The organism is Fictibacillus gelatini DSM 15865 (genome assembly GCF_000430745.1).
GTDB lineage: Bacteria > Bacillota > Bacilli > Bacillales > Fictibacillaceae > Fictibacillus_A > Fictibacillus_A gelatini.
Genome location: NZ_AUMP01000032.1, coordinates 12,186 through 25,993 on the forward strand (window position 1 = coordinate 12,186; position 13,808 = coordinate 25,993).

A 13,808-nucleotide genomic window follows, 5' to 3' on the forward strand; every position below is an offset into this window, starting at 1 on the left:
TGATATTTTGCAGGGGTACATCAAAGATTACCGCAAGGAGCTCGGAAGTGACATATGGATGATGCCCCCTCTTTATCACCGGGTTTGGCAATATCTCAAATATAAGGTCAATCATCAAGAAAATAAAATTCCAATGCGTGATGGAACGTTTTTGACCATTAAAGCTGGACAACATTTAACTTCTGTCCGGGATATTGCGAAAGACGTTGGGTGGTATGAGGGGGTGAAATGGAAAGAACCAAACCCAAAGACCATTTCCACTATTTTAAACTGGTTAGAAAATCAATCGATGATCACTATAAATCGTGGTAAGGGTAACAGGCAATACACACTAATAACCTTGTTAAATTGGGATTTGTACCAATCGAAAGATGTTGAGGGTAACAGCAAGGAAACAGATAGGGAACACCCCGTGGATATAAACAAGAATGATAAAGAATGTCTTAAGAATGAAAAAGATGTTGTTGATAAGATGCCACCACAGCCAGAAGAGCATTATGACGATGTGGATTTAATTGCCAAACATTTCATGGTAGTACGCGGGAAACCCGGCAAGGCTCCGAAGGTCTCCGACTACCAGAGTATAAAAGCTGTCCTATCAGCTGGCGTTCCACTTGAAGAGGTTTTGCGCGGTGTAGACCAAGCGTTTCAAGATTTTAAACCTCAATATCCTGGCGATGAAATAACATCATTTGGTTATTGCAAGAAAGTTATTTTAGGCAACTTTTACAACAACAAGGCGAAGGAGGAGGTTAAACGTGACCAAAAGATTCTCCGGTATCCAGGACGTTCTGGCAGACCTCCAAAGAAAAGCAGCGATTCAATTACAGGCGGCCAAGTCGGCCGACTCGGAAAGAGAAAGCCAGAATTATAACTGCCCGAAATGTAGAGATAAGGGCTTCATCCTTAAAAACATTCCTGATCTTGATGAAAACGGGAACCAGAAAACTTGGCCAAACGGCTTGCCGAAATTCATAGAAACGCTGATAGATTGCGAGTGTTACCGCAAAAGACAATCTGCGCATTTGATGAAATTCAGTGAGATAACAGAGGAATTTCAAAGAATGACCTTCTCTAACTTTATCCTTGAGGGCAAACATGAGCTTATTCATGAGGCCTATCAATGTGCAATTGACTATTACAAAGACTATGACTCTATTAAAGACAATCGTTGTAATAGCATATGTCTTCTCGGTCAGCCGGGATCGGGAAAAACACATTTGCTAACGGCTCTTTCTAACAATCTGATACACAAAAAACAAGTGAGCGTACTGTATTTCCCTTTCGTTGAAGGGTTCAATGATCTGAAAAACGATTTCGACCGTTTAGAGGAAAAACTTACGAAAATGAAACGTGTCGATGTCCTGTTCATTGACGATCTTTTCAAGACCGGTGCTACAAAATTTGAGATTCAGCAAATGTACGCCGTTATCAATCATCGGTATTTGAATCATAAGCCGATTATGGTCTCCTCTGAATTAAATGTGGACATGCTGTGCGACATTGATGAGGCGCTCGGTACCCGTATTTATCAAATGAGCAAAGATTATACGGTTGTCCTTGAGGGTGACAGGAAGTTATTAAACTATCGATTGGCATAGGGGGGGAAGTAGATGCCAGACATGAAGGAACTCGGCTGCGGAATGTATCTTTTCAAACCTGAGACGGATCCTCAAAAGGTTGCAGAAGCCGCCAAACAATTTGACGAATGGGTTCGGGCGTATTTCTCTGAATATCCGAAAGAAATTGAGGAAACGGCTTCATGAGGGAAGCCAAAACGATCACGGAACTTGAGAAAACGTACCTAACTCGACCGAAAACGTACATCTGCCTAGAGGATTTAGATTTCGCCTGGTCCGAGCAAGAAGTACATGAATTCGACGAAATGTGGAAAGACGGCTGCTCGCTTGAATTTATCGCCAAGCGGTTTGACAGAGACATCGATGAAGTAGCCCTTTTGCTTATCGATCGAGCAAGGAAACGAAAATGTAAGCCACGAAAACACGGCATATTTTAGCCGATTAGGGGGTCAATATCATGAATTGGAGGGTGTACGAGCAAAACATAAAAAACCGCATCGCAGAAGCAGAAATTGAGCTCAAAGAACTCAAGAGAAAGGTTGCCAATTGCGAATTGCGGTTGCAGTTGGCTAACGAGGAAAAAGAAGCCTTCGACAAAGCCTTTGAAGAAATTGTGGCAAGGGGTGACTGGCATGGAACTTGCTAATTCTCCAGGCCTACTCCGTCGGGCGGTTGAGGGGCGGAAAAAGATGCTGATCCGGGAGCTTATTACATGTGGGGTTTTTGAACATCCAGACGGCAGGCAGCTATACGAATTAACGCTCACTGAGCTCGAGGACGAATTTCGCTTTATGAATTTGAAACGGGAAGGGGATGTGGTGTTTTGAGAGCAGGAAAAGAACTTGATGCATTGATCGCTGAAAAGGTGATGGGGTGGGTTTCACGTACCGATAAAAACGAGTTTGCTTGGTGGGCTTCTGATAATAGTGACATTCCAAAATGGTTTACATCACAGAGGAATTTCAGACCTTCCACTAATATTTCTGATGCTTGGCTCGTGGTTGAATGGCTAGAAAGTAACATCGGCGGTATTAGTCTTGAGTCACATTGTGATGAAAAGAGATACGATTTCCGTGTTTTTAACGGCTCGGATTTGATTGCAGGACGAGCAGAAACCGCCCCACTCGCCATTTGCTTGGCCGCCTTGAAATGTGTGGAGGGAGGGAATGCCAATGAATGACGTAGAAGAACGCGCAAGAGAAATACAAAATAATGTTTTGGAAATTATTGATGTATTGCAGAATTTGGAGTCTAAAGTGGAACGATTGCAGAAGGAAAATGAGCTACTACAAAGATTTTACAACTATTTTTACTATCTGTATGGAACTGGCTTAGAGGTTGTTAACAGGCATAAAAACGGGAACCCGGAATCATTTGACAATTTATTTGATGCAGCGGAACAGGGAATGGAGGAATCTGAATGACTGATAAATTGCAGGAATTTAAAAGCATCCTTTTTGACGGAAACTGCAATAATCTTTCATTACTTCGTGGAATTGGTATTGATCTGGTCAGTGAAGTGGAACGGCTACTAGATGAAGAAGATCCATATTTCATATCTAAATGTTTCGACTTGGAAAATCAACTTCAACAATCCCAACACGAAGCCGAAACCGCCAAAGAGTTTGTCTACCAAATGATTGAGGATAAACGACTTTTGCAACAGGAGATTGATAGTTTGCAAGAAGAACTTGACAAATTTAAAAATAGTTATCTTGCCGCTTACAGCCAATTGGTCGGCATCAAAAAACAGTACATCCAAACAAGCAACAAACTGAGGCAGCAAAGAGAAGTTACACAGAAGCTTGAAGAAAAGCTCCAGAAGAAACGGAAGGAGTCGGAGTTTTGATGATCAAATTCACAGTTTACGGGGAACCTGTTTCACAAGGCCGCCCGCGCGCAAGCACCATTCAAGGTCGAGTTCGCATGTACGATCCCGCTAAGTCTCGGGAGTACAAAAAATATGTGAAATTAGTTGCATCACAAAACGCTCCCGCCAAATTGTTAGAGGGACCGTTGGTATTAAACGTAAAGGTGTACAAGCCCACTTTAAAAAGTTTCAGTAAAAAGAAAAAGGCGGCTGCTGAACGCGGGGAGATCCGACCGACCACAAAGCCGGACGCAGACAATTTTGTTAAGGCCATTAAGGATGCTTGTAACCAGATTCTTTGGAAAGATGACAGTCAGATTGTAGATTTACATGTTTCAAAGTTTTATAGCGAAAAACCGCGTATTGAAATCATGGTTGAACCATTGGAAGCGCAGGAACAGCAGTTATCCATTATTTAAGGGGAGGAACCAATTATGTCATATATCGATTTTAAATCTGTCGTTAAGAAAGTGAATTTGAAGCCAAAGGGTGTAAAGGAAATTGTTCTTGAGATTAACGACAAAGGTCTTGACGGTAAACTGGACAGGCTTTCGGAAATGATTGATTGCAAAGTTGATGTTTCCCTGGAATCTCTTGTTGTAAATTACAGCATTACGTTGAATGCTCGTACTGAAAGGCCATTGAAAGAATACAAGGTGGACGATAAAGGCGTTGTTAAAGAAGTAGAACCAGAAGCAGAGCAACTTGAAGCGGATCTCGGTCTACCATTTGAAAAGATTAAAACGATAGAAGAGCAAAAACAAACCGAACGTAATATTGTTGATGAATTTATTCTTAGCGGCATGGCCCCGACTTATGATGATCTCCCAAAAGATTTTGCGAACATCTTTAAACGCCGGCTGGAAGGGGAATCGTATTCACGATTAGCATCCGAACTTCAAATATCCTCCGGAAAAATTGTAGAACTCATGGATGATTATCGGGCCCGGGTTGCTCCATTAGCTGAGAAATGGTGGGAATGGAAAGAAGGGCAGGAAAAAGGAGAACCTAAAGCATCAGAGGAAAAGCCGGAAATTGAGCCCGAATCCTCTCCTACTGCTGAAAAAGATGGAGAACAGCAAGATAATGACACCGATGAAAGTGTTGCGTAATGACCGAGGTCATCTTTATTGATACAAGAACGGAATGGATGAAAGAAGAGGATAAGCTTATGACATGCTTTTTTCGCTGTCCTCTCTACCGTTCTTGTTCATCTAAACATGGCGGAGATTGCAAGAGGCTTGGTGGTACGGAAATTCCAAAAATACGTAAGAGAAAGTGAAAAAAAGGGGGATTCTCATGAACGAGGTAAAGGTTTATTATCTTTCGCCAGATGAGCTTGAACATTATCGCTCGTTGCCGCCGCAGAAGGGCTTAAACCTGGAAGGCGCAAACTTTATGAACAGCGTTGATACCGCGCTTCAGTCTTGGGCGAAACGACAAAAGATTATCCGGGGCCCGCAAAGAAAAGTTGATTGGACGTGGCCATTAGCGAGGAAAGGGTGAAACGATTGCAGTTAAGCCTTTTCCGAGAAATCATAGTTGACAATTTTGCTGGGGGCGGTGGTGCCAGCACCGGAATTGAAATGGCAACTGGTTTGAGCGTTGATATTGCCATTAATCACGATCCTGCCGCCATCGCCATGCACAAGGCAAATCATCCCGATACAGAACATTATTGCGAGTCAGTTTGGGATGTTGATCCTGTCAAAGCAGTCAGAGGGAGAAAAGTTGGACTAGCCTGGTTTTCCCCCGATTGTAAGCATTTTTCTAAGGCGAAGGGCGGTAAGCCGGTCGAAAAGAAGATACGCGGGCTTGCTTGGATTGCTGTTAAATGGGCGATAGCTGTTAAGCCTCGAGTCATAATTTTAGAAAATGTAGAAGAATTTAAGACATGGGGTCCATTGGATGAAAAAGGGTATCCCGATAAATCACAAAAAGGCAAAACATTTAATTCTTTCGTTAAATCACTCGAGGCACTCGGTTATGAAGTTGAATTCAAGGAACTGCGTGCATGCGACTACGGCGCTCCAACAATCCGAAAAAGATTTTTCATGATAGCCCGCTGTGACGGCCGTCCGATAGTTTGGCCGAAACCTACACATGGAGATCCGAACAGTCTTCAGGTACATGCGGGTAAACTACAACCCTGGAGAACTGCGAGTGAAATCATTGATTGGGATATTGGTACGCCATCAATATTCGAACGTAAAAAGCCATTGAGTGAAAACACTATGCGCCGGATTGCTCGAGGTATTAAAAAGTTTGTTATTGAAAATAAGGAGCCTTTTATTGCTCCAGTGAAGCCAACAGCATGTTCATTTCTATCAAGCTATTACACTGAAACTACAAAAAACGAAGTAAGAGGATTAGGTTTGGATGAACCGTTGCACAGCATAACGGCCGGGGGAAATCGATTTGCGTTGGTATCAGCTTACATTATGCAGAATTTTAGCTCATCGGTAGGACAAAAGTTAAAGGAACCATTATGGGCGGTAACTGCGGTCAATAAAGCTAGTTTAGTTTCTGCTTTTTTGACTAAGTATTACGGAACCGATGTTGGCCAAAGACTCACAGAACCATTACACACCGTAACCACTAAGGATCGGTTTGGACTTGTCACAGTACATGGTCAAAACTATCAAATCATGGATATAGGAATGAGGATGTTGCAGCCTCACGAATTATTTGCAGCTCAAGGATTCCCGGACAACTATATCATAGACAGGGATTTTACCGGGAAGCAATATCCGAAAAAGGAGCAGGTGGCCCGATGCGGAAATGCGGTACCGCCTCCATTTGCAGAAGCACTTGTCCGAGCAAATTTACCGGAGTTATGTATCGAAAAGAAAGGGGTGGCAATGTAATGGTCAAATCTCCCCTTATATGGTTTGGTGGTAAAGCCATGTTAGCCGAGAAAATAATTGAACTCATGCCTTCACATTCCTGTTATGTTGAACCGTTTGGAGGTGCGGCGCATGTTATGGCCGTAAAGACTCCGTCAAAAGTAGATGTTTACAACGATATTAACGGAGATGTCGTCAATTTCTTAATGGTTTTACGTAAGGATCCGGATCGATTAGAGGATGCATGCTCATCCCTTCCTTACTCGAGATTCTTGTTCGAAACTTGGCAAAATGAATTGTTTGAGAACCGGCGATCCGAAGGGACAATGAACGATTTTGAAAGGGCCGTAAAATTCTTTTATGTCAATCGATGTGGAATAAATGGCGGTGGTCTTAATCATAAATCCGGATGGAAGCATAGCGTACACCATAATACACCGGCTGTCTATCAAAGTATATGCAAAAGGATGAAGGATTTCGGAGAACGTATGAGATCGGTATTTATTGAGTGCCGCGATTTCCGTTATATTATCAAAACGTATGACGGTCCGGAAACGCTATTTTACATTGATCCGCCTTATGTTGGCTGCGAAAGCCGGTATACTGGAAAGTTCAGTGAAAAAGATCATAGGGAGCTTGCAGAATTACTTTGCAATATCAAAGGAAAAGCAATTGTTTCCTATTATGCAGACGACCTGGTAAACCAACTTTATTATGGATGGAACAGACTCGAGCTCCCGGCCAAAAAGAATACAGTTGTTAGTGGAGAGGGTTACACCCGACCTGATGCAACAGAATTGCTTTTAACAAATTTCGAAAACAAACAAATGAGCATTTTTGAATTTGCACAGTAAAGCCAGGGCTCTGATCCCCCTGGCGTGTGACGTGGAAGGTTTAAAAATAGTATTAACAAAATTAACCGAGTATAAACAAAAAAAGCCGGTTGCCCCGGCTCTCTCCAATTCCATTATAGCATGGGGGCGTTACCGGTGAATAAAGAAAAAATGATGACAGCGGAAATAGATTTGATGGAAAATGCAGTCTATCGCGTTATAGATGGCAAATTGGATAAAGTGGACAAGCCAGGGATCGGGTTCGGCAAACAGATTATTACATGGCAAAACGGCAAGCCAACCCATTACGAAATTTCATATACAAAAAAATGATGCTACCGAAACAATCGGGGCACGAAAAGAGGACACAAAAGATGTCCTCCTTCGTGTCCTTTTTATTTTGCTGATATATTAGGGGGTCACTATACATATTCGTGTAGCTGGCCTCATCGCAGGGGGTGTTGACGTGAAAACATTGAGGGATCAATTGAAGGAGTGGCGTAGGCAGAACATGCCGCAGAAAAAGAAACACAAGAAACAGCCACAGAAGCCGTCTGGAGAGAAATTAAAATATCGAGATATATTAGACCTTATGGGTGTCCATCGCCCGGTATACGAAAGGCGCGGGGGCGCTATTCGCCAGAAATAAAATGATAGGAGGAACTAAAATGACTCAACTTTCTTTTCAACTACCAAAAATCGACCGCGAAGCAACTAAGGATGCTGTTGCTGCGGCACTTGAAAAGTACCGCCTCTATGTTCTAATGGAGCCGGAGGAACGATTACCCAAAGTTACGCAAACCTTTTCATTAGTTCCTCCTTCAAATAACGGTTTCCATTCTTCTACTGAAGATGCGGCCATTACAAATGTGGATCAGGAACGATACCGCAAAGAGTATATTGAAAGAATTCGAAAGGCTGTTAATCGACTTTCGTATCAAGAACGAGCAATAATCATTAGGCGTTATATGACCCATGAGGATATTTTTGATTATGAGGTTTATAGCGAGCTCGGGATGAGCGAAAGGAAATATTATCGCGTGAAGGGCCGAGCATTTTACAAGCTCGCGTTTATTTTACGCATTGAAGTAATGGAGGAACCAGAACCGGCAGCATAATGGCAGAAAAAAAGCAGAACGTTGGCAGGTTATTCCGCATTTTTGATGTTATTATGATAGTATCAATATTGTATCGTAAACACACTGGCACTCATCGAATAGATGGGTGTTTTTCTTCATAAAATTTGTAATTATTTAGAAGGAATTTTCTCTCTTTTTGGCGAAAAATGTATGTCGAAAAGGGGGATTAATTTATGAAATGTATAAAATGTGGTGTCCAATTTCATCCTACTGACATTCTTGTAATGGATGATGATGAACCGCCTATTTGCGATTCGTGTGAAAGCGAAAAAGATTTTTTCATCATTACTCATGACAACATGGAATACATAGTCCAGGCTGAAGACAGCAAAGAAGCATTTCATAAATGGATTGAGTGGAATGAACGCATGAATCGTAAAAAGTTTTCGTATGAAGAAAGGTTCTCGCCGACTAATTATGACATCAGACGGGTTGAGTATGTGATTTTAAATAGGGAAATACTTTAATCCATTTGCAGGATTTTTCCTCTTTTTTGCCGAATGGTGTAGGTGGAAGGGGGGATTGAATTGTCATATTATGAAGATGAAGTTCCACAGGATTTAGAGTTAAATTGTGAATATACTTCTCGGGAGATATATTTGTTTATGATTGAAAATAAAAATGTCATGATATTAAGTGATTCTGTTCATTTAAGTTATGATGATAGATCTAATAAATACAAAATTGTTGATATCAAAGAAAATTTCATTCATAAGCAAGCGGAAAATAGTTATAAGTCACATATGATCCCAAACAATAAGACTCGGATATTTGAAATTATGAAGGTTTAAAAGTCATCCTATAAGTTATCTTTTTATAAATTTATCCTCTCTTTTTTCCGATAAAAGAGAAAAGGAGGATTTTTATGCCAAAAGAAATAATTGAAAAAATGAGTGAGTTGTTTGGCAGTTTAGCCAGTAAAATATTTGCTTTAGTTGCTATTCCTGTAATGGCATATGGGATTTGTTTTTTGATTTTAAATATGTTAAAAGTACCAAAGACCATCGCAAATATTATTTCGACTATAATACTTTTGGGGAGTTTTTATTTTTCGTACAAACAAATTTTTATAGAAAGTGCTCATTAAAGGACAAGCTTCACATTTTGTGATGCGGGGGGGATAAAAATTAATAAGAAAAAATTAAGGTATGCAATCTTAAAAGAAATAGATAACGGAAATAACAATTTAACGGAAAATGATTTCGATGTTGATTCAGATGTTTTTGATGAAGCTATCAGCTTTTTGAAAAGAGAGGGCTATTTGGATGGAATTTTTTATGCCGATAATAGACCTTGTTTATTTGAAGGAACAGTGTATGTAACAGAAAAAGGCGAAAAATATTTATCTGATAACAGTAAGCTATCAAAAACATATAATGGATTAAAAGAAATAAGAGACTGGATGAAATTATAGCTCTTTCATATTAAACACCCAAATTTGGGTGTTTTTCTTTTGCACCAAACAAACATAAATACTGGAGGTGGGTGATGTGTAGTGGCTAAACTAACGGCTAAGCAACAACGATTTGTAGAAGAATATTTAATTGATTTGAACGCTACGCAGGCGGCAATACGGGCTGGCTATAGTGTTAAGCGGGCTTCTGAGATTGGGTATCAACTCCTACAGAAAACTACAGTTTCGGAGGCTGTTGCCAGGGCTATGGCTGAACGATCTAAAAGGACTGGAGTATCACAAGACCGGGTTATCGAACAATTAGCGAAGATTGCTTTTGCCGATCTCAAGGATTACGTTAATTGGAATGAATTCGGCGTTTCCATTATTAATTCTGAAGATGTTGATGGTTCCGTTCTTTCCGAAGTATCAGAAACCGTTAATAACACCATTTTGCCGAACGGTACCGAGATCGAAAAGAAAACTAAAAAGGTAAAGTTAAATGACAAAATAAAAGCCCTTGAACTGCTCGGAAAACATCTTGGAATGTGGACAGAAAAACAACAAGTAGAATTTACAGTGCCGGTGTTCGTTGATGATGTCCCGGAAGAAGATTAATATTCGTAAGCTGATCGGCGGCGGGTATAATCGTTTCTGGCATAACAAGAACTTCTACCGAGTTGTTAAGGGGTCCCGTGGTTCCAAAAAGTCCAAAACCACAGCTTTAAACTTTATTTATCGGATGATGAAACACCCGTGGGCGAATCTTCTTGTTGTTCGCCGTTTTTCTAATACGTTGAGGCAATCTACCTATACCGATCTAAAATGGGCAATAAATAAATTAGGCGTTTCTCATTTGTGGAAAACAAATGAAAGCCTACCGGAACTCACTTATATACCAACTGGCCAGAAAATTATTTTCCGCGGACTTGATGATCCACTTAAAATTACGTCCATTACTGTTGAAGTCGGTATCCTTTGCTGGTTATGGTTTGAAGAAGCATATGAAATTGAATCGGAAGATAAATTCAGGACTGTCGTTGAATCCATCCGTGGTTCATTTGATGATCCTGATTTTTTTAAGCAAGTAACAATCACGTTTAACCCTTGGTCTGAGCGCCACTGGTTGAAGCGTGTTTTTTTTGATGTTGAAACACAAGAGGACGACACTTTTGCTATTACAACTACTTTCCGCGTTAATGAATGGTTAGATGACCAGGACAGGAAACGATATACCAGTCTATATAAAACAAATCCTCGCCGCGCTCGTATTGTTTGTGATGGAGAGTGGGGAATTGCAGAAGGGCTTGTTTATGAAAACTTTGAGGTTAGGGAATTCGACCATGAAACAATTATTCAACAGGTTCAAACAACCGGTTACGGCTTGGACTTTGGATATGTTCATGATCCGACGGCCTTTGTCGCTTTTGCTGTTGATCAAAAAGAAAAAGAAATTTATATCTTTGATGAGCTTTACGAAAAAGGATTGAGTAACCAAATGATTTATAACCGGTTGGCTAAAAAAGGATATGAGAAAAGCCCGATTATCGCCGATTCGGCAGAGCCGAAGTCAATCGATGAGTTAAAACGTTTGGGTCTTAGACGTATCAAGGGCTGTGAAAAAGGAAAAGACAGCGTGATGCATGGTATTCAGTTAATTCAAAACTACAAAATTATTATCCATCCTCGTTGCGTTCATTTTATCGAGGAAATAAATAATTACGTCTATGACAAAGACAGAGAAGGCAATACACTCAACAAGCCAATTGACGAATTCAACCATTTGATGGATGCCCTCCGATATGGAATGCAATCATTATCCAGAAAGAAAAAAGCCCGCGCTGTTCCATCACTTTACTAGGAGGTGAAAATTTGAAACGATCGACTATACAGTTAGAAGTAAAGGGATCTCTTCCCGCCATTATAAAAAAAGTTCTCGATTGGCATAAGCCGCATCGTGACAAGATGATTGGTTTATTTAATCGTTACGATGGTGAGGGAATCCCTATTCAAAGCCGGGTCATTAAGGATCCGAAAAAACCAAATAATAAATTAATCCATGATTACCGCGGCTACATCATTGACCAGGTTGTTGGCTATCTTTTTGGAAAGCCCATTGGCTATCAGATTGATAAACGCGATTACACTGATGCTCAATTTAAAGTTTTTAAAGACAAGCTGTCCGATTTCACTGTGTTAAATGCAGTCGATGACCTGGACGGTGAACTTGGAAAGCTCATGAGTATTTGTGGTTATGCCTCTCGCCTTTTGTATATCGATACGGATGGAAACGAACGAATCATGAACGTCTTTCCATGGGAATCCGTCTTTATCGAAAACAAGGGGGTCGTCACCAATGCAATTCGATATTACACTGTTAAAAATGAAAAGGATGAGGACATTACTAAGGTCGAATGGTATGACGATAGCAATGTAATGTTTTTCATTCAACGCGACGATGAGTTCATTCCGGATGTGAGTGAGAAGCACTCTTCGCATTTGTTTAACTATGTCCCTTTAATTCTTTTTCCTAACAATGATGAGGAAAAAGGGGACTTCGAAAAGACCGAAACACTGATTGATGCCTATGACAAGATTATGAGCGATTCCGTAAACGAAATTGAAACGTTTGCAAATGCTTATATGAAATTCAAGGGTGCTGACGTGGATGCAGAAGTGATTGAAAATGCAAAACAAACCGGGGCTTTCGAAGTAGATGAGAATGGTGATGTTGATTTCATTACCAAAAATATCAACGATACATTCGTCGAGAACAACAAAAAGACACTTAATGAGAATATCCATAAGTTTTCATCTTCTGTTGATATGACTGATGAAAAATTTAGTGGTGGCAGCCAGTCTGGTGAGAGTAGAAAGTGGAAGATGCTTTCTCTTGAGAACAAAGCCGGCAAAAAGGCGCTCAAGTTTAGTAAAGGCCTTCGCCAACAATTCAAAGTATTGTGCAGTGCTTGGGCCCGCAAAAATATCCCTTTGAATTATCTCGATATTTTTTGGGAGTTCAAGCGTAACGTGCCAATTGACTTACTTTATATTGGAGACTATTCACAAAAGATGAAGGGGATTCACTCGGATCGCACATTGTTTTCACAGATCCCGTATATTGATGACGTTGATTACGAGCTTGATTTGATGCGACAGGAACGCGAAGACAGTATTGATCTTGATTATTTTGATGAATCGATTGATGAAACGAAGAAAAAATTAATGCAAATTCCTGAAGAACGTCAAGAAATGATACCGGTCGAGGGTATTGTCAAAGGCGATTCGATTCAGAAATAGTAAGCAACTCATTGAGGGGCTTTTTTTATTGCCTTTTTTTTCGCTCTGTAGGCGTTAAAGAACAGAACGAAAACCATTATTGAACTTTACAGGGGCTGATCTTGCAACTGTAGAGGGCAAGGAGGAAATTCTAATGCTCAAAAATTATTTAAACCATATTCCGAATTTATTTAAACCGAAATACCGTTTTCCTTTAAATCTTCAATATTTTTCAGAACAAGGAAATGGAGGTGGGGGGAATCCGCCGACAGGAGGAGGTAATCCAACACCGCCAGAGCCGCCAAGTCCACAGAATAATACTTTGACTCTTGACGTTGTACAGGCTTTTGTCAACGAGAATCAGGATGCAAAGAAATGGTTGCAATCCCTTACGGACTCTCGTGTTACAGATGCTATTAAAACTTACGAAACAAAGACTCTTCCAAAAAAATTGGAGGAAGAGATTGCAAAGCGTTTTCCGCCGGAAACACCCGAACAAAAACAGATCAGAGAGATGCAACAGCAATTAGAGAAGATTCAACAGGAAAAAGTACGCGAATCGTTGCGTAACAAAGCGTTATCTGTGGCTACAGAAAAACAGTTGCCTACAAAACTTGTAGACTTTTTTATCGGTCAAGATGAGGACTCCACCGTTCAAAATCTTGCCATGTTTGAAGAAGTGTTTTCCGCTGCTGTTCAACAGGCTGTGGAATCGAAATTTAAAGAGGGTGGCCGCAATCCGAACCCCCCATCACCGCCAGGACAGCCATTAACGAAAGAAGCAATTGAAAAGATGACCCCAGAAGAAATCAATAAAAACTGGGAGCAAATTGAAAAATTCCTGCAAGGGAAACAATAGGAGGATGAA

At 40.6% G+C, this 13,808-nt stretch carries 25 protein-coding genes; all 25 read left to right on the plus strand.

What is annotated here, in order from left to right:
• Positions 1-7 precede the first annotated feature (7 nt).
• The gene (locus tag H538_RS26735; protein ID WP_051291490.1) at positions 8-874 is read left to right on the plus strand and encodes a hypothetical protein; all 867 of its coding nucleotides are present in this window, start codon (positions 8-10) and stop codon (positions 872-874) included.
• Positions 759-1,601, plus strand: a complete 843-nt coding sequence (locus H538_RS0114265) for an ATP-binding protein (RefSeq protein ID WP_081412670.1) — start codon at positions 759-761, stop codon at positions 1,599-1,601. The genes H538_RS26735 and H538_RS0114265 overlap by 116 nt, the downstream gene beginning before the upstream one ends.
• A 12-nt stretch (positions 1,602-1,613) precedes the next feature.
• A complete protein-coding gene (locus H538_RS26155) occupies positions 1,614-1,766 on the plus strand; it encodes a hypothetical protein (RefSeq protein ID WP_154657986.1) in 153 nt (50 codons plus the stop codon).
• On the plus strand, positions 1,763-2,017 hold the full coding sequence (locus H538_RS23955; protein WP_051291491.1) for a hypothetical protein: 255 nt from the start codon (positions 1,763-1,765) through the stop codon (positions 2,015-2,017). The genes H538_RS26155 and H538_RS23955 overlap by 4 nt, the downstream gene beginning before the upstream one ends.
• A gap of 20 nt (positions 2,018-2,037) precedes the next feature.
• Positions 2,038-2,226, plus strand: a complete 189-nt coding sequence (locus tag H538_RS0114280; RefSeq protein ID WP_026678192.1) for a hypothetical protein — start codon at positions 2,038-2,040, stop codon at positions 2,224-2,226.
• Positions 2,213-2,407, plus strand: coding sequence for a Fur-regulated basic protein FbpA (locus tag H538_RS0114285; RefSeq protein WP_026678193.1), 195 nt, complete (start codon positions 2,213-2,215; stop codon positions 2,405-2,407). Before H538_RS0114280 ends, H538_RS0114285 begins: the two co-directional genes overlap by 14 nt.
• Positions 2,404-2,760 (plus strand): BC1872 family protein, encoded by a 357-nt coding sequence (locus H538_RS25115; RefSeq protein ID WP_051291492.1) that lies wholly within the window; start codon positions 2,404-2,406, stop codon positions 2,758-2,760. The genes H538_RS0114285 and H538_RS25115 overlap by 4 nt, the downstream gene beginning before the upstream one ends.
• Positions 2,753-3,004 carry a hypothetical protein gene (locus H538_RS0114295; protein ID WP_026678194.1) on the plus strand — a complete coding sequence of 84 codons (252 nt, stop codon included), beginning with the start codon at positions 2,753-2,755 and terminating at the stop codon, positions 3,002-3,004. Before H538_RS25115 ends, H538_RS0114295 begins: the two co-directional genes overlap by 8 nt.
• Positions 3,001-3,429: a hypothetical protein gene (locus H538_RS0114300; RefSeq protein WP_026678195.1), complete on the plus strand. Its 429-nt coding sequence runs from the start codon at positions 3,001-3,003 to the stop codon at positions 3,427-3,429. The genes H538_RS0114295 and H538_RS0114300 overlap by 4 nt, the downstream gene beginning before the upstream one ends.
• Positions 3,429-3,869 (plus strand): RusA family crossover junction endodeoxyribonuclease, encoded by a 441-nt coding sequence (locus H538_RS0114305; RefSeq protein ID WP_026678196.1) that lies wholly within the window; start codon positions 3,429-3,431, stop codon positions 3,867-3,869. The genes H538_RS0114300 and H538_RS0114305 overlap by 1 nt, the downstream gene beginning before the upstream one ends.
• Before the next feature lie 15 nt (positions 3,870-3,884).
• A complete protein-coding gene (locus tag H538_RS0114310) occupies positions 3,885-4,562 on the plus strand; it encodes a hypothetical protein (protein WP_026678197.1) in 678 nt (225 codons plus the stop codon).
• A gap of 187 nt (positions 4,563-4,749) precedes the next feature.
• On the plus strand, positions 4,750-4,956 hold the full coding sequence (locus H538_RS0114320; RefSeq protein ID WP_026678198.1) for a hypothetical protein: 207 nt from the start codon (positions 4,750-4,752) through the stop codon (positions 4,954-4,956).
• 5 nt (positions 4,957-4,961) lie between these two features.
• On the plus strand, positions 4,962-6,317 hold the full coding sequence (locus H538_RS0114325) for a DNA cytosine methyltransferase (protein ID WP_407636397.1): 1,356 nt from the start codon (positions 4,962-4,964) through the stop codon (positions 6,315-6,317).
• Entirely contained in the window at positions 6,317-7,150 is an 834-nt protein-coding gene (locus H538_RS0114330; RefSeq protein ID WP_026678200.1) for a DNA adenine methylase, read from the plus strand. Before H538_RS0114325 ends, H538_RS0114330 begins: the two co-directional genes overlap by 1 nt.
• A gap of 135 nt (positions 7,151-7,285) precedes the next feature.
• A complete protein-coding gene (locus tag H538_RS25120) occupies positions 7,286-7,462 on the plus strand; it encodes a DUF3954 domain-containing protein (protein WP_245595241.1) in 177 nt (58 codons plus the stop codon).
• A gap of 133 nt (positions 7,463-7,595) precedes the next feature.
• Positions 7,596-7,778, plus strand: a complete 183-nt coding sequence (locus H538_RS0114340) for a hypothetical protein (protein WP_026678201.1) — start codon at positions 7,596-7,598, stop codon at positions 7,776-7,778.
• Between the two features lie 19 nt (positions 7,779-7,797).
• Positions 7,798-8,247 carry an ArpU family phage packaging/lysis transcriptional regulator gene (locus H538_RS0114345; protein WP_026678202.1) on the plus strand — a complete coding sequence of 150 codons (450 nt, stop codon included), beginning with the start codon at positions 7,798-7,800 and terminating at the stop codon, positions 8,245-8,247.
• 194 nt (positions 8,248-8,441) lie between these two features.
• Positions 8,442-8,735: a hypothetical protein gene (locus H538_RS0114350; RefSeq protein WP_026678203.1), complete on the plus strand. Its 294-nt coding sequence runs from the start codon at positions 8,442-8,444 to the stop codon at positions 8,733-8,735.
• A gap of 60 nt (positions 8,736-8,795) precedes the next feature.
• Positions 8,796-9,059: a hypothetical protein gene (locus H538_RS0114355; RefSeq protein WP_026678204.1), complete on the plus strand. Its 264-nt coding sequence runs from the start codon at positions 8,796-8,798 to the stop codon at positions 9,057-9,059.
• Positions 9,060-9,133: 74 nt separating this feature from the next.
• Entirely contained in the window at positions 9,134-9,355 is a 222-nt protein-coding gene (locus H538_RS0114360; RefSeq protein WP_026678205.1) for a hypothetical protein, read from the plus strand.
• A 66-nt stretch (positions 9,356-9,421) separates the two neighbouring features.
• Positions 9,422-9,682 (plus strand): YjcQ family protein, encoded by a 261-nt coding sequence (locus H538_RS0114365; protein ID WP_281172192.1) that lies wholly within the window; start codon positions 9,422-9,424, stop codon positions 9,680-9,682.
• A gap of 81 nt (positions 9,683-9,763) precedes the next feature.
• On the plus strand, positions 9,764-10,279 hold the full coding sequence (locus tag H538_RS0114370; RefSeq protein WP_026678207.1) for a terminase small subunit: 516 nt from the start codon (positions 9,764-9,766) through the stop codon (positions 10,277-10,279).
• Positions 10,257-11,522 (plus strand): PBSX family phage terminase large subunit, encoded by a 1,266-nt coding sequence (locus tag H538_RS0114375; protein WP_051291494.1) that lies wholly within the window; start codon positions 10,257-10,259, stop codon positions 11,520-11,522. The genes H538_RS0114370 and H538_RS0114375 overlap by 23 nt, the downstream gene beginning before the upstream one ends.
• Before the next feature lie 11 nt (positions 11,523-11,533).
• Positions 11,534-12,961, plus strand: coding sequence for a phage portal protein (locus H538_RS23965; protein ID WP_211235571.1), 1,428 nt, complete (start codon positions 11,534-11,536; stop codon positions 12,959-12,961).
• A 133-nt stretch (positions 12,962-13,094) separates the two neighbouring features.
• Entirely contained in the window at positions 13,095-13,799 is a 705-nt protein-coding gene (locus H538_RS0114385; RefSeq protein ID WP_035350968.1) for a DUF4355 domain-containing protein, read from the plus strand.
• Positions 13,800-13,808 lie beyond the last annotated feature (9 nt).

Bases quoted from the DNA above. Each gene is read 5' to 3' on its own strand.
- H538_RS26155 (WP_154657986.1), top strand. From the start codon at position 1,614: ATGCCAGACATGAAGGAACTCGGCTGCGGAATGTATCTTTTCAAACCT.
- H538_RS23955 (WP_051291491.1), top strand. From the start codon at position 1,763: ATGAGGGAAGCCAAAACGATCACGGAACTTGAGAAAACGTACCTAACT.
- H538_RS0114280 (WP_026678192.1), top strand. From the start codon at position 2,038: ATGAATTGGAGGGTGTACGAGCAAAACATAAAAAACCGCATCGCAGAA.
- H538_RS0114285 (WP_026678193.1), top strand. From the start codon at position 2,213: ATGGAACTTGCTAATTCTCCAGGCCTACTCCGTCGGGCGGTTGAGGGG.
- H538_RS0114295 (WP_026678194.1), top strand. From the start codon at position 2,753: ATGAATGACGTAGAAGAACGCGCAAGAGAAATACAAAATAATGTTTTG.
- H538_RS0114300 (WP_026678195.1), top strand. From the start codon at position 3,001: ATGACTGATAAATTGCAGGAATTTAAAAGCATCCTTTTTGACGGAAAC.
- H538_RS0114305 (WP_026678196.1), top strand. From the start codon at position 3,429: ATGATCAAATTCACAGTTTACGGGGAACCTGTTTCACAAGGCCGCCCG.
- H538_RS0114310 (WP_026678197.1), top strand. From the start codon at position 3,885: ATGTCATATATCGATTTTAAATCTGTCGTTAAGAAAGTGAATTTGAAG.
- H538_RS0114320 (WP_026678198.1), top strand. From the start codon at position 4,750: ATGAACGAGGTAAAGGTTTATTATCTTTCGCCAGATGAGCTTGAACAT.
- H538_RS0114330 (WP_026678200.1), top strand. From the start codon at position 6,317: ATGGTCAAATCTCCCCTTATATGGTTTGGTGGTAAAGCCATGTTAGCC.
- H538_RS0114345 (WP_026678202.1), top strand. From the start codon at position 7,798: ATGACTCAACTTTCTTTTCAACTACCAAAAATCGACCGCGAAGCAACT.
- H538_RS0114350 (WP_026678203.1), top strand. From the start codon at position 8,442: ATGAAATGTATAAAATGTGGTGTCCAATTTCATCCTACTGACATTCTT.
- H538_RS0114360 (WP_026678205.1), top strand. From the start codon at position 9,134: ATGCCAAAAGAAATAATTGAAAAAATGAGTGAGTTGTTTGGCAGTTTA.
- H538_RS0114375 (WP_051291494.1), top strand. From the start codon at position 10,257: ATGATGTCCCGGAAGAAGATTAATATTCGTAAGCTGATCGGCGGCGGG.
- H538_RS0114385 (WP_035350968.1), top strand. From the start codon at position 13,095: ATGCTCAAAAATTATTTAAACCATATTCCGAATTTATTTAAACCGAAA.